A 21,395-nucleotide genomic window follows, 5' to 3' on the forward strand; every position below is an offset into this window, starting at 1 on the left:
CGCTGCGGCAGGCCGCCGATCATCTCGAGCGCTCGGGCTATCGCGTCAGCGAAGTCGAGGTGCCCGACATCAACGGCGTCTGGCAGACCTGGTGCGACATCATCACCAACGAGACGATGGTGATGCAGGAGGCCGCGATGCTGAAGGTCACGTCCGAGGACTTCCACAAGGCCTGGGGCGGCATGAAGACCAAGGCCAATGTGCTCGACCTCAAGGCCTGGATGCAGGCGACGGCCGCGCGTAACGGCCATATCCGCGCCTGGCAGCTGTTCTTCGAGGAATATCCCGTCGTGCTGGCGCCGACCACGGTGAAGCCGACGCCGGGGCCGCGCGAGGACACCATCAGCGCTGAGCGCGTGAAGGAGATCTTCTGGGGCGAGATCCGCTTCATCTCCGCGATCAACGTCCTCGGCCTGCCCGGCGCGGTGGTGCCGGTGGCCGTTCACGAGGGCAAGCCGATCGGCGTGCAGCTGATCGCCGGGCGCTATCGCGAGGATCTCGCGCTCGATGCCGCTGCGGCGATCGAGAAGCGTGCCGGCGTGCTCGTCCATCGTCTCTGGGAGACGATGGCCTGATTCCGTGTCCAAATACCCACTCAAAGATCCACGCCCAAGGCTTCGCGCGTCGCGCGCGAGGCCGGCTCGGCAGGCCGGTCAGTTCGTCAGATGCGAGGCGGCAATCGCCTTCTGGAACAGCGCGTTCAGCGCATCGGTGATGCTCGAATCGCTCGAGACCTCGTAATAATAGCCCGACGTCGCACAGGACTGCATCTTGGTCGCGATCGAGCTGCGCCATGGCGAGATGTAGGTATTGTACCAGCTGTTGTTGGTGATCGCGAGATAGGTGGTGTAGAGCACCGCGATCTTGACGCCGCGCGCCTTGATGGTGTCGCAGATCGTCGTCGTGAGCGGCTCCTGGCATCGCCCCGACGAGCTGATCACGGTCTTGCTGCAGGTCGACGGATAATAGTAGTCGGCGACGCCGTCCGAGACGAAGAACAGCCATTTCTGCGGCGAGGACGAAGAGCCGTCGCCGGGCGCCGGGATTGTGGTGTTCATCGACGTCAATGTGCCGTCGAAATCCGTGCACATGTCGTTGTTGTAGTTGGTGTAGGGAATCGTCATCAGGTCGACGCCGGCAACCGCCGTCTTCACGGAGGAAAGGCTCGAAGAGAGCGCGGAGATCGTGGTCAGGCCGATCGAGCTGCAATCGCTGCCCATGGTGTAGACTGCCATCCGGTACTGGTTGCTGACGAGCTGGCTCGCGGTCGCCGTGTCCGTCAACGACTGCGTTGCGTCGCGCACCAGGTCGATCCGCATCTTGATCCCGAGATTCTTCGCGATCGAGTAATAGCTGTTGGTCTGGAGCGTCTTCTTCGAGCTCGACGTGTATGTATCGTGGCAGGCGAAGGCACAACTGTCCGACGTCGCGTTCTGCAGCGCTGTCATGTCGGCGGTGGTGGCGCCGAGCCCCTGCGACGGCGAGTTGTCCAGCAACACGTAGAAGTCGATATAGGCCGGCAGCGAGGCCGCGGCGCTCGAGGTGGCCGAAACCGCGATGGTCTTGTAGCCCAGGATTCCCATGAAATAGGTCGTCACGGTCGACGTCGCCGTTCCCGTGGCGGTGCGGGTGGTGACGCTGTCGCTGACATTGATGGTCACCGAGCTCGTCGTCAGGCCGAGTGCGGACATCTGTCCGGTGAAGGTGTTGATGGCGTCGCTCTGCGCGGCCGATGCGCTCTTTGTGATTTCGCTCTTGGCGGTAGCGACCAGCACCGCCGTGTCGAGCGCAGCCATCACTTTCGTTCTCGCCCGCGCAGCGAGCGAGTAGTCGACGGCGGCACCGACAAAGGACAGCAGCGGTACCAGCGCCAGCGCAAAGATGATGGCGATGTTGCCATTTCGGTCGGAAGCGAAACGCGAGAGCAGGCGATGAGCATTCCCGGCTGCAGAAATCAAGCAAACGCATCCCTAAACGAAAGCGATGCGCGGACGCTAACATTGCGGAACTTACGCAAGGGTTGACCGCGACGTGTACACGCGTGTCCGCAGCGTTACGGTCGGTGTCGCTCGCATGCGACAAACGTCTAGAAAAACAGGTGATTTCGTGCGCGGAGCGAAGCAAACCCCGTAGTATTCCGGGGCGAGACGAGCCTGTGCGACGATCCCCGCCGACACGGATCGTCTCGCTATCGGCCCAGGGCATTTGCCGGACCTTGCGGCGTGGAGAGAGATGCGTAATCCGGCGCGCGGAGCGCGCCACCGTTTCCCCCGAGCGGGAGAAGGCAAGGGCGACGCGAACTGCGGCCGCAGGCCCGCGCCAATTCGTTAATGCAATTTGACTCGAATTTTAGGCAATTCACCAACAATCGTTAGGGTTACTTCCTCGATCTCTAGACGAATTATTGCCCGCTTTACCACCCGCCTCTAACACGGGGACGGCGGACAACGCACATGCCTCATACAGGCCAATAAGTGCGGCCCGCTCCACGCGGAGGTGGCACGATGCGCAACGAAACGATCGCTATTCACGCCGGTTACGAGCCCGAAGCCACCACGCACGCGGTTGCGGTGCCGATCTACCAGACCGCGGCCTACGCCTTCGACAGCGCCGATCACGGCGCGGCGCTCTTCAATCTGGAGGCCGAAGGTTACCGCTACAGCCGCATCGCCAATCCGACCAGTGCGGTGCTGGAGAAGCGTATCGCCCAGCTTGAAGGCGGCGTCGGTGCGCTCGCGGTTGCGACCGGGCAGGCTGCGCTGCATTTCGCCTTCGTCAATGTCGCCGACCATGGCGGCAACATCGTCTCCGTGCCGCAGCTCTACGGCACCACGCACACGCTGCTCTCGCACATCCTGCCGCGCCAGGGCATCACCGGCCGCTTCGCCGAGAGCGACAAGCCCGAAGCGATCGAAAAACTGATCGACGAGAACACCCGCGCCGTCTTCGCCGAGACCATCGGTAATCCCGCCGGCAATGTCTGCGACATCGAGGCACTGGCGAAGATCGCGCATGCCAACGGCGTGCCGCTGATCGTCGACAATACGGTCGCAACCCCCATCCTGCTCAAGCCGTTCGATTACGGCGCCGACATCGCCGTGCATTCGCTGACCAAGTTCCTGGGCGGACACGGCACCACGCTCGGCGGCGCCATCGTCGATTCCGGAAACTTTCCCTGGGCGAACCATGCCGACCGCTTTCCCGCCTACAACAAGCCGGACGCCTCCTATCACGGGCTCGTCTATGCCGAGCGCTTCGGCAAGACCGCCTATATCGAGCGCGCGCGCAGCGTCTATCAGCGCACCATGGGCTCGGTGCTGTCGCCCTTCAACGCCTTCCTGCTGCTGCAGGGCATCGAGACCGTGGCGCTGCGCATGGAGCGGCACTGCGAGAATGCCCGCAAGGTCGCCGAATTTCTGCGCAAAGATCCGCGCGTGGCCTGGGTCAACTACACGGGCTTCCCGGACAGCCCCTATTATCCGCTCGTCCAGAAATATCTCGACGGCAACGCCTCCTCGCTGTTCACCTTTGGCATCAAGGGCGGCATGGAAGCCGGCAAGACCTTCTATGATGCGCTGAAGCTGATCACGCGCCTCGTCAATATCGGCGATGCCAAGTCGCTGGCCTGCCATCCGGCCTCGACCACGCACCGGCAGATGTCGGCCGAGCAGCAGCGCGCCGCCGGCGTGCTGCCGGAGACGATTCGCCTTTCGATCGGCATCGAGCATGCTGCCGATATCATCGAGGACATCGACCAGGCGCTGGAAAAGGCCTGCGCGTCGGCGCGCCTCCAGGCGGCGGAGTAGGCGCCGGGGCCGATGAGCATCTTGATCGACAGAGATCAAGGTATTTCAAGCCCGGCCCTGGTTCCGGCCGAGGGCGATCTCGCGCGCGATCATGCCGGCGCCGAGCTGACCATCGGGTTGATCAACAACATGCCGGATACGGCGCTGAAGGCGACCGAGCGGCAGTTCATGAAGCTGCTCCAGGCCGCCGCGGGCCCGCGCCGCATCCGCTTCCATTGCTTCTCGCTGCCCTCGGTGAGGCGCTCGCCGGAGGCGAAATGGCATGTCGAGAGCGAATATTCGGATCTTTCCGATCTCAAGCACCAGAAGTTCGACGGGCTGATCGTGACCGGCGCCGAGCCGGTCGCGCCAGAGCTCGACCAGGAGCCGTATTGGCGCGATCTTACCGATCTGATCGATTGGGCGAAAACCAACACCCGCTCGACGATCTGGTCATGCCTCGCCGCGCATGCCGCGGTGCTGCATCTGGACGGCATCGAGCGGCGACGACTGCCGGCCAAATGTCACGGCATCTTCGATTGCGAGGCCGTGACGGACGATTCCCTGACGCGCGGGGCGCCTGCACCGCTCAAGGTCTCGCATTCGCGCCTGAACGAGATCGTCGAGAGCGACCTCGTTACGGCCGGATATCAGGTCCTGACACGTTCGGCGCTCGCCGGCGTCGACGTCTTCACGCGCCAATATGCCAGCCGCTTCGTGTTCTTCCAGGGCCACCCGGAATATGACGCGCTGTCGCTTCAGCGCGAATATCTGCGCGATATCGGCCGTTACCTCGCACGGGAGCGCGACATTTATCCGCACCTGCCCGTGAGCTATTTTGACGCAGCGACGGAAGAGAAACTGGCGCGTTTCGAGAAGCAGGTCAGGCACCAGCGCCATCCGGCGCTCAGCAACGAACTGCCTGCGCTGAATTTGCGTGCCGATATCGCCGCCGGCAGTGCGGCGGCGGCGCTGTTCCGCAACTGGCTGCAATATCTCGGCGCTGACGCCGATACGTCCGTCCTGGCGCGCTAGCCCGCGGATCTTGGTTCCGTGTTAGGATTACCCAAGCGTTAAGCTTGCTTCAGGCAGCGCACGAATGTTTCAGTAGGGACATACGGAATCACGGGACATGCGATCGTGTGGTCGGCACTCCAGGGACGCGTGAGCAATCGGCTGGCCCGGCACTTCCGTGCCGCGCCGCACCGCTTGCCTGCGCATGCGCCGATGGTGAGCTTCACCTTCGACGATGCTCCCGATAGCGCCGCCGGCGAAGGCGCCTCGCTGCTTGAAGCGCATGGCGGTCGCGGCACCTATTACATCGCCGGCAGCCTGATCGACCGGCCGTCCGATCACTGGCATGGCCTGTCGAACGACGCGATCGTGCGGCTGCACCGTGCCGGTCACGAGATCGCCTGCCACACTTTCTCGCACCAGAGCGCGGTCAATCTCGACGAGGCCGCCATGGCGCGCGAGATCGAGCGGAATCGCAGCCATTTTTGCGGCATCGATTCCTCGATCCGGCTCGAGAATTTCGCCTACCCGTACGGCCTCGCCTCGGTCTGGCGCAAGCCGCAGCTCGCGAAAGCCTTCCGCTCGGCGCGTGGCATCCTGCCAGGTGTCAACCGCGACGTCATCGACCTCCAGTTCCTGCGCGCTTCCCCGCTGGTCGATTGCGAGATCGATATTGCGGGCGTCGATCGCTATTTCGACGAGGCGGCCCGGAGCGGCGGATGGCTCATCTTCTACGGCCACGACGTCGCGAACGCGCCGAGCCCCTATGGCTGCACGCCGCATTTGATGCGCCATGCGCTGGAGGCCGCGGGGAAGCGCAACATGCCGATCGTGACGGTCGCGGAAGCGTTGCGACGGATCGGGGCGTAGCCGGTCTTGTCCTTCTTCCCTTGTGGTCGAGGGGGGAAGACCGGTGCAAGCTCAGCAAACAGTCTTGCCACGCCGCCGTCGCCATGCGACTGGCCTTGTGTCCAATCTCACGGCCGTGGTTCCTGCTCGCCCATGAACGCCCCATCCACCGCCCCGCTGCCCGCGCCGGCCAACGGCCGCGATGCGCTGTCGGTGCTGCATTCGGTGTTCGGCCTGCCGGGGTTCCGCGGCGCGCAGGGCGAGATCATCCGGCACGTCACCGACGGCGGCAATTGCCTGGTGTTGATGCCGACCGGCGGCGGCAAGTCATTGTGCTACCAGCTGCCGTCACTGCTGCGCGAGGGCTGCGGCATCGTGGTCTCGCCCCTGATCGCGCTGATGCGCGACCAGGTTGCCGGCCTGATCGAAGCCGGCGTCAACGCGGCGGCGCTGAACTCGTCCTTGACGTTCCAGGAAGCCTCCGACATCGAGCGGCGCCTGATCGCGGGCGATCTCGACCTGCTCTATGTCGCGCCGGAACGCCTGGTCACGCCGCGCTGCCTGTCGATGCTGGCGCAGGCCAAGGTGGCGCTGTTCGCGATCGACGAGGCGCATTGCGTCTCGCAATGGGGCCATGATTTCCGCCCCGAATATGTCGGCCTTTCCATCATCGCCGAACGCTTTCCCGACGTGCCGCGCATCGCGCTGACCGCGACCGCCGACGAACTGACGCGGAAAGAGATCGTCGAGCGGCTCCAGCTGACTGGTTCCCCGCAATTTGTCTCCAGCTTCGACCGCCCCAACATTCGCTACGAGATCGTCGACAAGCGCAATGCGGTGTCGCAGCTGAAAGACTTCATCCGGGAGCGCCATGCCGGCGATGCCGGTGTGGTCTATTGCCTCTCCCGCAACAGGGTCGAGGAAGTGGCCGCCGCGCTCGACGAGGCCGGCATTGCCGCGCTGCCCTACCATGCCGGGCTCGACAGCAACGTGCGCTCGCGCAACCAGGACCGTTTCCTCAACGAGGACGGCATCGTCATCGTCGCCACCATCGCCTTCGGCATGGGCATCGACAAGCCCGACGTGCGCTTCGTCGCCCATCTCGACCTGCCCAAGAGCATCGAGGCCTATTACCAGGAGACGGGGCGCGCCGGCCGCGACGGCAAGCCATCGGCGGCCTGGATGGCCTATGGTCTGTCCGACATCGTGCAGCAGCGCCGCATGATCGACGAATCCAGCGGCTCCGACGATTTCAAGCGCGTCTCGATCCGCAAGCTCGACGCGCTGGTTGGCCTCGCCGAGACCGCGCAGTGCCGGCGCAAGCGGCTGCTCGGCTATTTCGGCGAGAATGCCCACGGCGAGACCTGCGGCAATTGCGACAATTGCCTGACGCCGCCGAAGATGCGCGACGGCAAGGTGCTGGCGCAGAAGCTGCTGTCCTGCGCCTATCGCACCGGCCAGCGCTTCGGCGCGATGCACCTGATCGACGTGCTGATCGGGCGCCTGACCGAGAAGGTGACGCAGTTCGGCCATGACAAGCTGTCGGTGTTCGGCATCGGGCGCGAACTCAACGAGAAGCAGTGGCGCACCGTACTGCGGCAGCTGGTGGCGATGGGGTATTTGCAGAGCGACAGCGAGGCTTATGGCGCGCTGAAGCTGACGGAGACCGCGCGCGGCGTGCTACGCGGCGAGACCGAAGTGTGGCTGCGCGAGGAGGCGCCCGGCACCCGCATCCGGTCCAGCCGCGCAAAATCCCGCCGCGGCGACCTCGCGCCCGCCGCGAACGCGCCGCAAGGCGATGTAGATCCCGAGTTGCGCGCGCGGTTGCGCTCCTGGCGCTCGGACATCGCGCGCGAACGCGGCGTGCCGGCCTATGTGGTGCTGCACGATGCCACCATCGACGGTATCGTCCGGGCCTGGCCGACCACGCTCGACGAGCTCCGCAACGTTCCGGGCATCGGCGACAAGAAGCTCGAGCACTATGGGGACGAGCTGCTGCAGATCGTCAGGACGCGATAAGCGTCCCGGCCGTAGCCCGGATGGAGCGCAGCGCAATCCGGGGCAGTCTTTCCGTATGATGCGAGTCCCGGATTACGCTGCGCTCCATCCGGGCTACAAATCTCACCCGTTCCGGAACGCGTAGCCGTAGCCGTTCAGCGCGGGCGCGCCGCCGAGGTGGGCGTAAAGGACTTTCGCGCCCTTCTCGAAATAGCCCTTCTGCGTAAGGTCGATCAGGCCCTGCATCGACTTGCCCTCATAGACGGGGTCGGTGATCATGGCTTCGAGACGCGCGGTGAGGCGGATCGCCTCCTTGGTCTCTTCCGACGGCACGCCATAGGCCGGATACGCATAGTCCTCGATCAGCACAACGTCGTCCGCGACGATATCCTGGCCGAGCTCGACGAGCTTTGCCGTGTTCTGCGCGATCGAGAGCACTTGCGCCTTGGTCTGCGCCGGAGTGAACGAGCCGTCGATACCGATCACCTTGCGGGCGCGGCCGTCGGCGGCGAAGCCGACCAGCATGCCGGCATGGGTCGAGCCGGTGACGGTGCAGACGATGATGTAGTCGAACTTGAAGCCGAGCTCGGCTTCCTGCTTGCGCACCTCCTCGGCGAAGCCGACATAGCCAAGCCCGCCATATTTGTGCACGGAAGCGCCGGCGGGAATCGCGTAGGGCTTGCCGCCCGCCGCCTTCACTTCCTCGATCGCCTGCTCCCAGCTCCTGCGGATGCCGATGTCAAAACCGTCGTCGACCAGGCGCACGTCGGCGCCCATGATGCGCGAGAGCATGATGTTGCCGACGCGGTCATAGACGGCATCCTCGTGCGGCACCCAGGCTTCCTGCACCAGGCGGCACTTCATGCCGATCTTGGCGGCGACGGCCGCAATCATGCGGGTGTGGTTGGACTGCACGCCGCCGATCGACACCAGCGTGTCGGCGTTCGAGGCAATCGCATCGGGGATGATGTATTCGAGCTTGCGCAGCTTGTTGCCGCCATAGGCGAGGCCGGAGTTGCAGTCCTCGCGCTTGGCATAGATCTCGACCTTGCCGCCAAGATGCTTCGACAGCCGCTCCAGCTTCTCGATGGGCGTCGGGCCGAAGGTCAGCGGGTAGCGCGCGAATTTTTCCAGCATGGTCAGGTCATCCCGATTGAGGTGTTGGTGTCTGCGATGTGGCTAGCATTGCTGCGGGAAAATGTGCTCTCAAATATTGCGGGCATGTTGCGTGTGTTCTTGCGCTATTTCGGTCAATAGACCATATTTCTTTCGCTCTAGTCATAATTTATGGAAGCTTCTTCCATGGCGTCCCGGCTCGACCGCACCGACCTTAAGATCCTGAGATTGCTGCAAAATAACGGCCGGCTGAGCAATGCCGAGTTGGCTGGAACCGTCGCGATCAGCCCTGCCACCTGCCATCGTCGCACCCAGCGCCTGTTCGAGGACGGGTTCATCGCCGCTGTGCGCGCCATGGTGGCCCCGAAGAAGGTGGCGAAGGGGACGCTGGTCATGGTCGGCGTCGTGCTCGACCGTTCGACGCCGGAGAGCTTTGCCATCTTCGAGCAGGCCATCGCGAAACTGAAGTTCGTGCTCGACTGCCACCTCGTCGCCGGGGACTTCGACTATTTCCTGAAAATCCGCGTCGGCGATATGGAGGATTTCAACCGCATCCACGGCGAGCAGCTGATCGCGCTACCGGGCGTGCGCCAGACCCGCACTTTCTTCGTGATGAAGGAGGTCGTTGACAACGCGCCGCTGGAGTTTTGAGCGCGAGCACTTGATGCACGAGACGCATCATGAGAGATTCAGGCGATGCAGACATTCCCCTTCCGCCACCTCAACCCGGCCGGGCCGGCCTTTCGGCGCGGCTGGGTCGACGAAGCCGTTGCCGCGATCGAGGCCGACCAGTGCCGCACGGCCGACACGCACCTGATCCGGCTGATCGTGCCGGCGCTCTCAGGCATCGACATCTACCTGAAGGACGAGTCCACGCATCCGACCGGCAGCCTGAAGCATCGGCTGGCGCGCTCGCTGTTCCTCTACGCGCTCTGCAACGGCCATATCCGCGAGGGCACGCCCGTCGTCGAGGCGTCGTCGGGCTCGACCGCGGTGTCGGAAGCCTATTTCGCGCAGATGATCGGCGTGCCCTTCTATGCCGTGATGCCGCGCACCACCTCGGCGGAGAAGATCGCCGCGATCGAGCATTATGGCGGCAATTGCCATTTGATCGACGACGGCCGCGCGCTCTATGCGGAGGCCGCCGCGCTCGCCGCCCGATTGAACGGCCACTACATGGACCAGTTCACCTTTGCCGAGCGCGCCACCGACTGGCGCGGCAACAACAACATCGCCGAATCGATCTTCTCGCAATTGCAGGGCGAGCCGCGCCCGTTGCCGGACTGGATCGTGATGGGCGCAGGCACTGGTGGCACGTCGGCCACCATCGGACGCTATTTGCGCTATCGCCAGTATCCGACACGGCTGTGCGTCGCCGACGTCGAGCATTCCGCTTTCTTCGACTGCTTTCGCACCCAGGACCGCTCCCACGTTTGCGACCGCCCGTCGCTGATCGAAGGCGTCGGCCGTCCGCGTTGCGAGCCGTCTTTCGTGCCGGGCGTGGTCGACCGCATGATGAAGATCCCGGACGCGGCCACGGTCGCGGCGATGAATTTGCTGTCGCGCCGGCTGCGCCGCGCGGTCGGCGGCTCCACCGGCACCAACTTTCTGGCACTGTGCCGCCTCGCATCCGAGATGCGACAGGCAAATGTAACGGGGTCGCTGGTGACGCTGATCTGCGATTCCGGCGAGCGCTACCGGCAGACCTATTATGATCCCGCATGGTTGAAAGCGCGCGGTCTCGATCCCGCGCCGTTCGAGGCGGCCCTGTCGTCGTTCCTCGACAGCGGGCAGCCATTGGCGCTCGACGTCGACGACGTCGTCAATCCGCAGAGAAACATTGGGGCCTGACAGCTGACGTCTCCGTGCGATTTGGAAAATGGCACGGTCGTCACGGCAACTTCACTTGCCTTGCACACGCATGCAGGTGACGGTTGCGTCTTCTCAACGAGGAGATCCTGCCGTGCGCCTTCCCATTCTCGAACCCAAAGACCTGAGTGCTGAACAGAAGCCGCTCTATGACGACATGCGAGCCGGCATCAAGGACCACTTCAAGGGTTTTGTGAACATGCGCGACGACGGCGCGCTGCTCGGGCCCTGGAATCCCTGGATTCGCGAGCCGCGCTTCGGCAAGCCGGTGTGGGAGCTGGTCAAGGCGATCGCGTCGAACCCGCTGCTGCCGGGCCCGGTGCGCGAGGTCGCGATCCTCGTCACCGGCTCGCATTTCCGTTCCGGCTACGAGCTCTATGCCCATGTGCTGGTTGCCGAGCAGCGCGGCCTCTCCGACGAGAAGCTTGCGACCATCGTCGCCGGCCAGCGGCCGGTCGATCTCACCAGGCAGGAGGCCGTCGCCTATGACGTCGCATCGGCGCTGGTGAGCGGCGGCGTGCTGCCGGAGCTGACCTATCGTGCGGCGGTGAAGGAGTTCGGCGAGCACGGCGCGGCCGAGCTGTCCTATCTCGTCGGCGTCTATTGCATGGTCTCGGTCACGCTCAACACGTTCGACGTGCCGGTGCCGGAGTAGACGCGGCTCCGACGATCACTCTGCCGCCTTGCTTGCAGGCGGCGGGGCCACCCAGGCGGTGCAGCGATTGCGGCCTTCGGCCTTGGCCTGATAGAGCGCGTGATCCGCCGCGCCCATGAGGGCATCTATGCCGGACATGCTGACGGTGGCTTCTGCAATGCCGATACTGACCGTGACACCGAACCCCACCTGATCCGCGTTCAGTCTGATCGCCATCACGCCTTTTCGGATGCGTTCGGCAACGATCCTGGCGCGGGACAGGCTGGTTTCCGGCAGAAGAACCGCGAATTCCTCGCCGCCGAGGCGGCCGACCAGATCGGACTTGCGTTTGCCATCGATGCAGGCCGCCGCGACCGCCTTGATCGCTTCGTCGCCAACCGCGTGTCCGTAGCGGTCGTTGACCGACTTGAAGTGGTCAATGTCGAGCATCAGCACCGAGACGGAACGGTAGTAGCGCTGGAAGCGGCTCCATTCCGCAGCGAGAGAGTCGAGGAAGTGACGGCGATTGTAGAGACCCGTCAGAGAATCGGTGGTCGCGAGCCGCTCCAGCATATTGGCCTTGTTGGTGAGATCGGTGATGTCGACATAGGTCAGCATGCGGCCGCCGTTCGACATCGTGCTGCAATGGGCCCTGATGCGCCGCCCGTCCGGCGTCTGAAGGTCACGCACGTGATCACCGGCCTTGACCTCGGCGACGCGCTTGGCGGGAAATTTCGTCACTTCGTTGGCTGGGAGTTCCGGCGCGCTCGCGCGCTGCGCCCGGCTCACCAGCGATGCATAGGTCGGGTGCCCCTCCGCTTCCTGCTCGCTCACCTCCCAGAACCGGCGCATCCGCCGGTTCATGAAGCTGGCATTGAGATCGCGGTCCAGCAACAGCACGCCATCCTCGACATTCTCGAGCGCGTCGCGCAGCAATTTCAGCTCGTCGGAATAGCGAACGATGTCGGTGACGGGGGTATAGGTCAGCATCCGCCCGCCATCCGGCAGCGAGGTGCATTGCATGCGCACGACATCGCCGCCCGAGCGGCGCAGGTCGCGCGGCGAGGCGTCACCCGCCTGCACGTGACGGACGCGCTCGGCCACATAGGCCTCCAGGTCGGCCTCAGGGACCTCGTAGGCCAGAGTATCGCGGCCGTGGTGCATCAGCGTCGCGAAAGACGGATTGCTGTTGGCGACTTCATCGGGCAACAGCCACATCCGCCGGAATGCGCGGTTGATCAACTGCGCGCGGAGATTGGCATCCAGCAGCACGATGCCGAGCGGAACGAAATCGAGTGCCGCGCGAAGCGCGAGCATCTGTCCGCGCATCAGCGAGTCGGCCCGTCGCTCCTGCTCGTCCGCGGCTTTGGGTTCGACGTGATCCTCTGCCCCGAGCGCAACTCCGACCTGACGGTCCGACCGCCACAACACGCGGCAGGACAGGATCTCCTGAGCTGCGAGCCTGAGCTGGAACCGTTCGGGCACGCCGAGACTGCTCTGCATCTCCAGCGTCGCGCCATCCTCGGACATCCGGCGCACGACGCAATCGATGGTCGACTGACCGAAGTTGAAGATGATCTTGCCGGCGAGGAACGTCCGTCCCGATACCAAGCGGGGCATTCCCAACCTCCCAGGCGAAACCGGCCCAGTCTGTCGCAAGCTTCTTGCCGGAAGGTAACGCGGTGAGCGATCTCGCAAGAGGGCTAAAAATCCGTTCACCATCCGGATATCGCCCGCGCCCGCGCCGAAAAGCGAAAAGTCCTTGTGAATTCAAGGACAGGGGGAGGCGGCCTTGGATCGGTTGCCGCAAGAATGCGGAAGCTGCGCTTTACCGAAAATCCACCACGACACCGGTCAGTTGCGCACGGCGTAGAGCGGCGTGCGCAGCGTCACCTGGTAGGACGGCTTCGGCATCCATGCGATCTGTGCGGTGATGCCGAACAGGCGATTGTCGTTGTCGTCCATGCGGTCGAGGTCGAGCCGCAGGATCGGTTGGGTGAAGGCCTCCGCCAGCGTCCGGCCCGCGAACTGCGCGCCGCCGAACGACTGCATGCCGAGGCGCCCGGTGAACTTCCAGTTGCTCGGCCATTGGTAATAACCGCCGGCATAGAGGATCGTGTTCGGCCTGATGCTGGCGAGCGGGCTGGCGATGATGGTGGTGGTGTGCTGCATGCCGGCCAGCCAGCCCCGCGTCTCGTCCTCGTCGAGCGCGTAGTCGAATTCCAGGATGTTGTTGAACGAGTTCGTCATGCCCGGCTCGTTCGGTACGGACTGCGTCAGGGTCGATTGCAGCGTGATGGTCGGGATTCTTCCGCCGTTCTGCTGATGGAGATCGGCTTGCACGCCGATGTTCCAGCTCGTGATGTCGAACGACGACCAGCCGCCGCCGGCGTCGATGGTCGAGCCGGACACGCCGCCATAGAGCGATACGCGGTCGCTGACATCCACGGTCAGCGGCAAATCGACCGCGATCGATTTCGCAGCCGGCAAACCGCCCGGCAGCGTGGCGCCTCGCCGCGCCGCCACGGCTTCGAACGCGGCAGACAGCGAGGTGTTGCCGAAGCCGAGTCCGAGCGTGCCTGCCGGGATCGTCGCATAACTCGTGCGGAGATCGAGATAGATGTTTGGCGCGGCCGGTTTCGCCGGTCCGCCTTCCTCCTCGTCGGCGGCAGAGGCGGCGCCCGCCGACACCTCCAGACAAAGCAGTCCCGTCGCAGCAGCGCGCAAAGCCTGGAGACGCGATGGGCGATGATGGGACACGTGACAATCCGACCCGTGGCGATTTGATGGCGGAGCCGTTGTTAGATGGAACGTGATCACGCGTGCGGTCAAGCGCTAACCGCAAGCGATGGACTGTACGGATGTCCGCAGTTACCCTGCGTGATTGCACTGACACACTCGCCGGCCAGAGTGCAGGCCGGACAATGGAAGGACAACAGCATGAACACGTCGCGACGCATCCTGCTCACGGGTCTGGCTGGGCTCGCTGTCGCTCCGACGGCCGTGGCCGCCGCCGTGCCGTCGGCCGAGCCCGGCGACGTGACGGTCGCCGAAGAGCGTTTTGCGCGCACGATTGCGGTTGCCCATGCGCCCGACGTCACCTGTGCACGGCAGGCCGAACGCTATGCGGATGCGCATTGGCCGGAATATGTCATGGCTGCGAGGGCCGTGCTCGGCGCGCGTGCGTGATTCGCGCTCTTATGTCTCCACCGCGCGCCTGACCTGCTCGCCGATCTGCGACAGCACGAGCTGTGCTTGCGGGAGGATCGCGCCCATGGCGTGGAAATTGTGGACCATGCCGTCATGGCAGACGTGCTCGACGGCGACGCCCGCGGTGAGCAGCTTGCGCGCATAGGCATTGCCCTCGTCGCGCATCGGGTCGAATTCGGCCGTGTGGATGATTGCGGTGGGCAGGCCCGCAAGGCGGGTCGCGCGCAGGGGCGAGATGCGGGGATCGGTGGTGTCGATGCCGCCGGGTAGATAGTCGGAAAGATCGGCTTCGATCGTGATGCGGTCGATCAGATGGCCCTCGGCGAACGCTTCGCGCGAGGGCGAGGTCTCCTCGAAATCCAGCACCGGGCAGATCAGGCATTGCGCCATGATGGAGAGGCCGGCGGTCTGCATCGCTTCCTGGCATACGATCGCCGCCAGCGTTGCGCCGGCGGAATCGCCGCCGACCACGAGACGTTCGGCGTCGATGCCAAGGGATGATGCTTGGCGCGCCACCCATTCGGTCGCGGCGATCGCGTCGTCCACGGCCGCTGGATATTTGTGCTCGGGCGCGAGCCGGTAGTCGACCGAGACCAGGCGGCAGCCGGTGGCATGCGCGAGCGCTGCGGCGATGCGGTCATGGGTCGCAATGCTGCCGGCGACGAGGCCGCCGCCGTGAAAGAATACGAAGCCCGGCGCGTGCTCGCCTGCACTCGCGGGCGAATAGAGCCGATAGGGAAGCTCGCCGCCGGGGCCCGGCAGCACGCCGTCGGACGCGCTCACATCCGGCGCCTCGGCGCGGGCAAACTGCATCAGCTTGGCCAGCGACTGCCGCCGGGCTTCCACGCTCGGCCGGCTTCGCGAATGGGGCGCGGCCGCAGCCATCATGGTCAACAAACGCTTTGCGAGCGGATCGAGCGGCATGGACCTTATCCTTATCCCACGGGAGAAGGTAACTCACCGCTTCCCCGCAGGGAATCATTTAGAAATTGCGACCAATAGTCGTGGCATATTGCGGCATCATTCCAAGGGGAGGCCGGTCATGGCCGAGATCAAGAAACCCATCGAATATTCGCCGAGCTGGACCTTCTTCGAGGGCAAATGGCATGACGGCAATGTGCCGATCATGGGGCCGCGGACGCATGCGGCCTGGCTCGGCTCGGTCGTGTTCGACGGCGCGCGCGCGTTCGAAGGCGTGGCGCCGGATCTCGACCGTCACGTCGCCCGCGCCAATCAATCGGCGATCAACTTTGGCCTGAAGCCGGTGGTCGACACCGGCACCTGGTTCACGCTCGCGAACGAGGGCATCGCGCGCTTCGCTGCGAATGCCGAGCTCTACGTCCGTCCGATGTACTGGGCTCAGAACGGCGCCGGCGGCGGCGTGCTGTTCGACCCCGAGACCACCAATTGGTGCCTTTGCATCTACGAGGCGCCGATGCCGAAACCCGTCGGCAACGCCATCACGCTGTCGCCGTTCCGCAGGCCCACCGCCGAATGCGCGCCGGTCGAAGCCAAGGCGGCCTGCCTCTATCCCAACAATTCGCGTGCATTGGCCGAAGCGGCCTCACGCGGTTTCCAGAACGCGCTGATGCTCGACATGCTCGGCAATGTCGCCGAGTTCGGCAATTCCAACGTGTTCATGGCGAAAGACGGCGTGGTGTTCACGCCGGTGCCGAACGGCACCTTCCTCAACGGCATCACCCGCCAGCGCGTCATCAGCCTGCTTCGCGGCGACGGCGTCACCGTGATCGAGAAGGCGCTGCGTTATGCCGACTTCCTCGCCGCCGACGAGATCTTCTCCACCGGCAATTTCGCAAAAGTCGCGCCGGTGATTCGCATCGACGAGCGCGCGCTGAAGCCGGGCCCGCTCTACACCAAGGCGCGAAAACTCTATTGGGATTTTGCGCATGCGGTGAAGCTGGCGGCGTAGGGCTCGCCGCTTCCTCCGTCATTGCGAGCGTAGCGAAGCAATCCAGAATCTTTCCGACCCGGCAGTCCGGATTGCTTCGCTGCGCTCGCAATGACGAGTCCGTGGAAGCAGTCGGACCACGCGGCCGGTTCAGGCGCCTGCCTATGCGGACGCAGCAGCGCGAACGAAAGACCTACTCTTCCTTCTTCGACATCCGCTCGAGGCGTTCCTGCATGTCCTTCATCTGCTGGCGCAGGTCGTCGATGTTGGTGTCCTTGGCCGGCTCGGCGCTGGCATCGGGCTCCGGCTCAGGCGTTGTCGCCGGGCGGCCCGCGGCGGGCACAAAGGGCTTGAACATCGAGAAGGTCTGCTGGAACAGCTCCATGTTGCGGCGGACCTGTTCTTCCAGCGGCGCAAACGGCGTTCCGGAGAGCGAGTTGGCGATCTGCTTGCGGAACTTCTCCTGTTCCTGGGTCAGCGTCGCGATCGACTGCTCCAGATATTTCGGCACCACCATCTGCATGCTGTCGCCATAGAAGCGGATCAGCTGGCGCAGGAAGGTGGTCGGCAGCAGGTTCTGCCCGGCCTTGTTCTCCTGCTCGAAGATGATCTGGGCGAGCACGGAGCGGGTGATGTCGTCGCCGGTCTTGGCGTCGTAGACCAGGAAATCTTCGCCGTCCTTGACCATGGCGGCGAGGTCTTCCAGCGTCACGTAAGTACTCGTTCCGGTGTTATAGAGCCGGCGGTTCGCGTATTTCTTGATGGTGGTGGGTTGGTCTGATTTCGCCATGGGCTCTCACTTGCAAACGCTGAGAACGGGAACCTGCCGGGCTATGCCGCAGGGCGGGAAGAGTACGCAACGCAACAAAATAAGCATTTTCAACGGGCTCACGCTACCGTTTTGTGCGCCACGGTTAATTGCACAGCAAAAACGTGCTTGCGAAAACGCCAGGAACGCTATTTTGAATGCGCTGCGGCATTGACATGCCTCAACGACGTTAACAGGATGCCATTCGAGACTGGCGAGCCGTTTCCCAGCCCCGTCTGCCCCCATTCAACCCCAGGAGATGCCCATGTCAGACGATGTCGTCATCGTCAGCGCCGCCCGCACCCCGGTCGGAAGCTTCAACGGAGCGTTTGCGACCCTTCCCGCCCACGATCTCGGCGCCGTCGCCATCAAGGCCGCACTGGAGCGCGGTGGCATCGAGCCCGGCCGGGTCTCCGAAGTCATCATGGGCCAGATCCTGACCGCCGCCCAGGGCCAGAACCCGGCTCGCCAGGCTTCGATCGCGGCCGGCATTCCGGTGGAGAGCCCGGCCTGGGGCGTCAACCAGCTGTGCGGCTCGGGCCTGCGCACGGTCGCGCTCGGCTACCAGGCGCTGCTCAACGGCGATTCCGAGATCGTGGTCGCCGGTGGCCAGGAATCCATGAGCATGGCTCCGCACGCCCAGTATCTGCGCGGCGGCGTCAAGATGGGTGCGCTCGAATTCGTCGACACCATGATCAAGGATGGCCTCTGGGATGCCTTCAACGGCTATCACATGGGCAACACCGCCGAGAACGTCGCGCGCCAGTGGCAGATCACGCGCGCCCAGCAGGACGAGTTCGCCGTCGCCTCGCAACAGAAGGCTGAAGCTGCGCAGAAGGCCGGCAAGTTCAACGACGAGATCGTTCCCGTCACCATCAAAGGCCGCAAGGGCGACGTCGTCGTCAGCGCCGACGAATATCCGCGTCATGGCGCAACGCTCGATGCGATGGCCAAGCTTCGTCCCGCCTTCGAGAAGGACGGCACGGTCACCGCAGGCTCGGCTTCCGGCATCAATGACGGCGCTGCCGCCGTGGTGCTGATGACCGCCAAGCAGGCCGCCAAGGAGGGCAAGAAGCCGCTCGCCCGCATCGTGTCCTGGGCGCAGGCCGGCGTCGATCCGAAGATCATGGGCTCGGGCCCGATCCCGGCCTCGCGCGCCGCGCTGAAGAAGGCCGGCTGGAACGTCGGCGATCTCGACCTGATCGAGGCCAACGAGGCCTTCGCCGCGCAGGCCTGCGCGGTCAACAAGGACCTCGGCTGGGACACCTCCAAGGTCAACGTCAACGGCGGCGCGATCGCGATCGGCCATCCGGTCGGTGCCTCCGGCGCGCGTGTGCTGGTGACCTTGCTGCACGAGATGCAGAAGCGCGATTCGAAGAAGGGCCTTGCGACGCTGTGCATCGGCGGCGGCATGGGAATCGCAATGTGTCTGGCGCGCGACTGAGATAGCTTACGGGTTACTTGCGCGTGCGCTGCACACATCAGTGAGTGCGTTGCACGCGATTAAAAAGGCAGCGGTTGCAAATCAAATATTCTTCGCAACCGCGCAAGCCTCGACTAAATACAAACGCCCGGCTCAACGCCGGGCGTTTTGTTCTTGATGTCCGTCAAACCAACCGCATAATCCACCGTTAAAAACGATCACTCAGAAACGTCCGAAGAGTCCAAGGGAAGGAATACGATATGGCACGTGTTGCATTGGTCACGGGTGGTACGCGGGGCATCGGAGCTGCAATCAGCAAGGCGTTGAAGGCGGCCGGCTACAAGGTCGCGGCGAGCTATGCCGGCAACGATGCGGCGGCGGAGAAATTCAAGGCCGAGACCGGCATCGCCGTCTACAAATGGGACGTGAGCAATTTCGAGGCCTGCGCCGAGGGCGTGAAGAAGGTCGAGGCCGATCTCGGTCCCGTCGAGGTGCTCGTCAACAATGCCGGCATCACCCGCGACACCGCCTTCCACAAGATGACGCTCGAGCAGTGGAATGCCGTCATCAACACCAATCTCGGCTCGCTGTTCAACATGACGCGCCAGGTGATCGAGGGCATGCGTGCGCGCAAGTTCGGCCGCGTCATCTCGATCTCGTCGATCAACGGCCAGAAGGGGCAGTTCGGCCAGGTCAACTATTCCGCGGCGAAGGCCGGCGACATCGGCTTCACCAAGGCGCTCGCGCTGGAGAATGCCAAGGGCGGCATCACCGTCAATGCGATCTGCCCCGGCTACATCAATACCGAAATGGTGCAGGCGGTGCCGAAGGACGTTCTGGAGAAGAACGTGATCCCGCAGATCCCCGTTGCCCGCCTCGGCGAACCCGAGGAGATTGCGCGCGCGGTCGTGTTCCTCGCGGCCGACGAAGCCGGTTTCATCACGGGCTCGACCATGACCATTAATGGCGGCCAATATCAGGCCTGATATGGCGCCAAGCCTCCAACAAGGCCCTCGAGCCACAAGCCTGTAGCTTCAGGCGCGACAAGGCGATAGTGAAGACGAAAATGCCCGGCCTCGTGCCGGGCATAAGCGTCCTCAGAGCCTTTTGATTGATGACCCCACGCACAGCAACGCTGATCGGATTGACCGCGATCCTGATGTGGTCGCTGCTGTCAGTGATGACGGTGGCGACCGGAAAGATCCCGGCGTTCCAGCTTGCCGCGATGACCTTTGCGATCGGCGGTCTGGTCGGCCTCCTTACCTGGATCGGCCGCGGCGAGGCGGCAAAAAGCCTGCGCCAGCCATTGGTCGTGTGGGCGGTCGGTGTCGGCGGCCTGTTCGGCTATCACGCACTTTACTTTCTGGCGCTACGTTTCGCCCCGCCGGCTGAAGCCGGTCTGCTCAACTATCTCTGGCCGCTGCTGATCGTGCTGTTCTCGTCCTTCCTGCCGGGCGAGCGGCTGGCCGTGCACCACATCATCGGCGCCGTGCTCGGGCTCGTCGGCACCGTGCTGCTGTTCGCCGGCAACACCAGTGGCTTCGCAGCCGGAGCGGTGCCGGGATTGATCGCGGCCTTCATCGCCGCCTTCGTCTGGGCGACCTATTCGGTGCTGTCGCGCCGGTTGAAAGCGGTGCCGACCGACGCGGTCGCGGGCTTCTGTCTCGCCACATCGGTGCTCGCCGCATTGATGCATGGTGTGCTCGAGACCACCGTGTGGCCCGAGACCTCGCTGCAATGGCTTTCGGTCATCGCGCTCGGCATCGGCCCCGTTGGCGCGGCCTTCTACGCCTGGGATATCGGCATGAAGCGCGGCGACATCCGCGTGCTCGGCGCAGCCTCCTACGCGACGCCGCTCTTGTCGACCGGCTTCCTCATCGCCGCCGGCTTCGCCAAGGCCAGCGCCAACATCGCCATCGCCGCGATCCTGATCGCCGGCGGCGGCCTGATTGCGGCGAAGGACATGGTGCTGCGAAAACGCTGACTGTTTGCCTAGGGCTCCCAGCCCTTCGGCGCGAGCTCGAATTTTGCGAACTCGAATGCTGGCGCGACCGTGCAGCCGACCAGTGTCCACTCGCCGGTGGTCTCCGCCATCTGCCACGCGTCCGCCGGCACGATCGCCTGCGGCCGCTCGCCGCTCACAAGGTCGGTGCCAAGCCGCACCTCGTGCTGTGAGCAGCCCTCGTGCGCGATGCGCAGTGTCAGCGGGCTGCCGGCATAATAGTGCCAGGTCTCGACCGCGTCGATGCGATGCCATTGCGAGCGCTCGCCCCGCGCGAGCAGGAAATAAATCGAGGTCGAGCGCGAGCGCCCGTTGGCGTCCGTGGTCTGGTCGCGAAACGTCTCGCGATAGTGCCCGCCTTCGGGATGCGGTCGGAGTTCAAGGCGCGCGATGATCTCGGCTGCGGTCGGCATCGATCCCCGTCAGGATTTGTTTTTGCGCTCGCGCAGCTCACCGAACACCGCGGCGGCATCCGCGCCCTTCATGTGTAGCCTGGCTGCGACCGAGGGTTCATCGGCGCGCAGGAACACGTTTGCTCGCTTCTCGTCACCAAGCAGTGAGGGGATGGTCGGCTTGTTTTCGGCCCGCAGTTTCGTCACCTCCGCCGCGCGCGCCTGGAGCGCCGCATTGTCGGGATCGACGGTGAGCGCGAACTTGACGTTGGACGCGGTGTATTCGTGGCCGCAATAGAGCTTGAAGTCGTCGGGCAGGGCCCGCAGCTTTAGCAGCGAATCCCACATCATCGGGTAGTCGCCCTCGAAGACGCGGCCGCAGCCGA

Annotated in this window: 21 protein-coding genes; 13 read left to right on the plus strand and 8 right to left on the minus strand. The window is 64.3% G+C overall.

The window, feature by feature from the left end:
* Window positions 1–575 (plus strand): amidase family protein (locus PMI42_RS29675; RefSeq protein WP_035967008.1); only part of this gene is annotated, 575 nt, incomplete at its 5' end.
* A gap of 78 nt (window positions 576–653) precedes the next feature.
* Here PMI42_RS29675 and PMI42_RS29680 read toward each other — a convergent pair.
* On the minus strand, window positions 654–1,958 hold the full coding sequence (locus tag PMI42_RS29680; protein ID WP_008141378.1) for a TadE/TadG family type IV pilus assembly protein: 1,305 nt from the start codon (window positions 1,956–1,958) through the stop codon (window positions 654–656).
* A 546-nt stretch (window positions 1,959–2,504) separates the two neighbouring features.
* Between PMI42_RS29680 and PMI42_RS29685 the strand changes: the two genes are divergently transcribed.
* The 4 genes from PMI42_RS29685 (at window position 2,505) to recQ (ending at window position 7,667) form a co-directional block, all read left to right on the plus strand.
* Complete coding sequence (locus PMI42_RS29685) at window positions 2,505–3,806, plus strand: O-acetylhomoserine aminocarboxypropyltransferase/cysteine synthase family protein (RefSeq protein ID WP_008141380.1); 1,302 nt, start codon at window positions 2,505–2,507, stop codon at window positions 3,804–3,806.
* A gap of 12 nt (window positions 3,807–3,818) precedes the next feature.
* Complete coding sequence (gene metA / locus PMI42_RS29690) at window positions 3,819–4,820, plus strand: homoserine O-succinyltransferase MetA (RefSeq protein ID WP_008141381.1); 1,002 nt, start codon at window positions 3,819–3,821, stop codon at window positions 4,818–4,820.
* 105 nt (window positions 4,821–4,925) lie between these two features.
* Complete coding sequence (locus tag PMI42_RS29695; protein WP_008141383.1) at window positions 4,926–5,669, plus strand: polysaccharide deacetylase family protein; 744 nt, start codon at window positions 4,926–4,928, stop codon at window positions 5,667–5,669.
* A gap of 132 nt (window positions 5,670–5,801) precedes the next feature.
* A complete protein-coding gene (gene recQ, locus PMI42_RS29700) occupies window positions 5,802–7,667 on the plus strand; it encodes a DNA helicase RecQ (protein ID WP_008141385.1) in 1,866 nt (621 codons plus the stop codon).
* 102 nt (window positions 7,668–7,769) lie between these two features.
* On the opposite strand, the gene PMI42_RS29705 is transcribed toward recQ, so the two are convergent.
* The gene (locus PMI42_RS29705) at window positions 7,770–8,783 is read right to left on the minus strand and encodes a 1-aminocyclopropane-1-carboxylate deaminase (RefSeq protein ID WP_008141387.1); all 1,014 of its coding nucleotides are present in this window, start codon (window positions 8,781–8,783) and stop codon (window positions 7,770–7,772) included.
* Window positions 8,784–8,948: 165 nt separating this feature from the next.
* Between PMI42_RS29705 and PMI42_RS29710 the strand changes: the two genes are divergently transcribed.
* From PMI42_RS29710 to PMI42_RS29720, 3 genes are all read left to right on the plus strand, one after another.
* Window positions 8,949–9,413: an Lrp/AsnC family transcriptional regulator gene (locus PMI42_RS29710; protein WP_008141390.1), complete on the plus strand. Its 465-nt coding sequence runs from the start codon at window positions 8,949–8,951 to the stop codon at window positions 9,411–9,413.
* A gap of 45 nt (window positions 9,414–9,458) precedes the next feature.
* Window positions 9,459–10,613: a PLP-dependent cysteine synthase family protein gene (locus tag PMI42_RS29715; RefSeq protein WP_008141392.1), complete on the plus strand. Its 1,155-nt coding sequence runs from the start codon at window positions 9,459–9,461 to the stop codon at window positions 10,611–10,613.
* A gap of 112 nt (window positions 10,614–10,725) precedes the next feature.
* Entirely contained in the window at window positions 10,726–11,286 is a 561-nt protein-coding gene (locus PMI42_RS29720) for a carboxymuconolactone decarboxylase family protein (protein ID WP_008141394.1), read from the plus strand.
* A gap of 15 nt (window positions 11,287–11,301) precedes the next feature.
* Here the strand turns inward: PMI42_RS29720 and PMI42_RS29725 are convergent, their stop codons facing one another.
* Both PMI42_RS29725 and PMI42_RS29730 read right to left on the minus strand, forming a co-directional pair.
* Window positions 11,302–12,885, minus strand: coding sequence for a sensor domain-containing diguanylate cyclase (locus PMI42_RS29725; RefSeq protein ID WP_008141396.1), 1,584 nt, complete (start codon window positions 12,883–12,885; stop codon window positions 11,302–11,304).
* 234 nt (window positions 12,886–13,119) lie between these two features.
* Window positions 13,120–13,992, minus strand: coding sequence for a hypothetical protein (locus PMI42_RS29730; RefSeq protein ID WP_035967009.1), 873 nt, complete (start codon window positions 13,990–13,992; stop codon window positions 13,120–13,122).
* 213 nt (window positions 13,993–14,205) lie between these two features.
* On the opposite strand from PMI42_RS29730, the gene PMI42_RS29735 reads away from it, so the two are divergent.
* Window positions 14,206–14,454, plus strand: coding sequence for a hypothetical protein (locus tag PMI42_RS29735; protein WP_008141400.1), 249 nt, complete (start codon window positions 14,206–14,208; stop codon window positions 14,452–14,454).
* Window positions 14,455–14,463: 9 nt separating this feature from the next.
* On the opposite strand, the gene PMI42_RS29740 is transcribed toward PMI42_RS29735, so the two are convergent.
* A complete protein-coding gene (locus PMI42_RS29740; protein ID WP_008141402.1) occupies window positions 14,464–15,399 on the minus strand; it encodes an alpha/beta hydrolase in 936 nt (311 codons plus the stop codon).
* 118 nt (window positions 15,400–15,517) lie between these two features.
* On the opposite strand from PMI42_RS29740, the gene PMI42_RS29745 reads away from it, so the two are divergent.
* Window positions 15,518–16,405: a branched-chain amino acid aminotransferase gene (locus PMI42_RS29745; protein ID WP_008141405.1), complete on the plus strand. Its 888-nt coding sequence runs from the start codon at window positions 15,518–15,520 to the stop codon at window positions 16,403–16,405.
* A 172-nt stretch (window positions 16,406–16,577) separates the two neighbouring features.
* On the opposite strand, the gene phaR is transcribed toward PMI42_RS29745, so the two are convergent.
* Entirely contained in the window at window positions 16,578–17,174 is a 597-nt protein-coding gene (gene phaR / locus PMI42_RS29750) for a polyhydroxyalkanoate synthesis repressor PhaR (protein ID WP_008141407.1), read from the minus strand.
* 283 nt (window positions 17,175–17,457) lie between these two features.
* Here phaR and PMI42_RS29755 point away from each other — a divergent pair, with 283 nt between their 5' ends.
* The 3 genes from PMI42_RS29755 to yddG all read left to right on the plus strand — a co-directional run bounded on the left by PMI42_RS29755 (window position 17,458) and on the right by yddG (window position 20,599).
* Entirely contained in the window at window positions 17,458–18,636 is a 1,179-nt protein-coding gene (locus PMI42_RS29755) for an acetyl-CoA C-acetyltransferase (RefSeq protein ID WP_008141409.1), read from the plus strand.
* Between the two features lie 239 nt (window positions 18,637–18,875).
* Window positions 18,876–19,601 (plus strand): acetoacetyl-CoA reductase, encoded by a 726-nt coding sequence (phbB, locus tag PMI42_RS29760; RefSeq protein ID WP_008141412.1) that lies wholly within the window; start codon window positions 18,876–18,878, stop codon window positions 19,599–19,601.
* Between the two features lie 128 nt (window positions 19,602–19,729).
* A complete protein-coding gene (yddG, locus tag PMI42_RS29765; protein WP_008141415.1) occupies window positions 19,730–20,599 on the plus strand; it encodes an aromatic amino acid exporter YddG in 870 nt (289 codons plus the stop codon).
* A gap of 8 nt (window positions 20,600–20,607) precedes the next feature.
* Here the strand turns inward: yddG and PMI42_RS29770 are convergent, their stop codons facing one another.
* Both PMI42_RS29770 and PMI42_RS29775 read right to left on the minus strand, forming a co-directional pair.
* The gene (locus PMI42_RS29770; protein ID WP_008141417.1) at window positions 20,608–21,030 is read right to left on the minus strand and encodes a cupin domain-containing protein; all 423 of its coding nucleotides are present in this window, start codon (window positions 21,028–21,030) and stop codon (window positions 20,608–20,610) included.
* 9 nt (window positions 21,031–21,039) lie between these two features.
* Window positions 21,040–21,395, minus strand: a 356-nt coding sequence (locus tag PMI42_RS29775; protein WP_008141419.1) for a hydroxyacylglutathione hydrolase C-terminal domain-containing protein, incomplete at its 5' end; no start/stop codon positions are given.

The organism is Bradyrhizobium sp. YR681 (genome assembly GCF_000282615.1).
Taxonomy (GTDB): Bacteria; Pseudomonadota; Alphaproteobacteria; order Rhizobiales; family Xanthobacteraceae; genus Bradyrhizobium.

What these genes read in the sequence shown, in the direction of transcription:
- PMI42_RS29740 (WP_008141402.1), bottom strand. Translation starts at nt 15,399, where the DNA reads ATGCCGCTCGATCCGCTCGCAAAGCGTTTGTTGACCATGATGGCTGCG.
- PMI42_RS29705 (WP_008141387.1), bottom strand. Translation starts at nt 8,783, where the DNA reads ATGCTGGAAAAATTCGCGCGCTACCCGCTGACCTTCGGCCCGACGCCC.
- recQ (WP_008141385.1), top strand. Translation starts at nt 5,802, where the DNA reads ATGAACGCCCCATCCACCGCCCCGCTGCCCGCGCCGGCCAACGGCCGC.
- PMI42_RS29770 (WP_008141417.1), bottom strand. Translation starts at nt 21,030, where the DNA reads ATGCCGACCGCAGCCGAGATCATCGCGCGCCTTGAACTCCGACCGCAT.
- phaR (WP_008141407.1), bottom strand. Translation starts at nt 17,174, where the DNA reads ATGGCGAAATCAGACCAACCCACCACCATCAAGAAATACGCGAACCGC.
- PMI42_RS29725 (WP_008141396.1), bottom strand. Translation starts at nt 12,885, where the DNA reads ATGCCCCGCTTGGTATCGGGACGGACGTTCCTCGCCGGCAAGATCATC.
- PMI42_RS29745 (WP_008141405.1), top strand. Translation starts at nt 15,518, where the DNA reads ATGGCCGAGATCAAGAAACCCATCGAATATTCGCCGAGCTGGACCTTC.
- PMI42_RS29755 (WP_008141409.1), top strand. Translation starts at nt 17,458, where the DNA reads ATGTCAGACGATGTCGTCATCGTCAGCGCCGCCCGCACCCCGGTCGGA.
- metA (WP_008141381.1), top strand. Translation starts at nt 3,819, where the DNA reads ATGAGCATCTTGATCGACAGAGATCAAGGTATTTCAAGCCCGGCCCTG.
- PMI42_RS29735 (WP_008141400.1), top strand. Translation starts at nt 14,206, where the DNA reads ATGAACACGTCGCGACGCATCCTGCTCACGGGTCTGGCTGGGCTCGCT.
- yddG (WP_008141415.1), top strand. Translation starts at nt 19,730, where the DNA reads ATGACCCCACGCACAGCAACGCTGATCGGATTGACCGCGATCCTGATG.
- PMI42_RS29710 (WP_008141390.1), top strand. Translation starts at nt 8,949, where the DNA reads ATGGCGTCCCGGCTCGACCGCACCGACCTTAAGATCCTGAGATTGCTG.
- PMI42_RS29715 (WP_008141392.1), top strand. Translation starts at nt 9,459, where the DNA reads ATGCAGACATTCCCCTTCCGCCACCTCAACCCGGCCGGGCCGGCCTTT.
- phbB (WP_008141412.1), top strand. Translation starts at nt 18,876, where the DNA reads ATGGCACGTGTTGCATTGGTCACGGGTGGTACGCGGGGCATCGGAGCT.
- PMI42_RS29685 (WP_008141380.1), top strand. Translation starts at nt 2,505, where the DNA reads ATGCGCAACGAAACGATCGCTATTCACGCCGGTTACGAGCCCGAAGCC.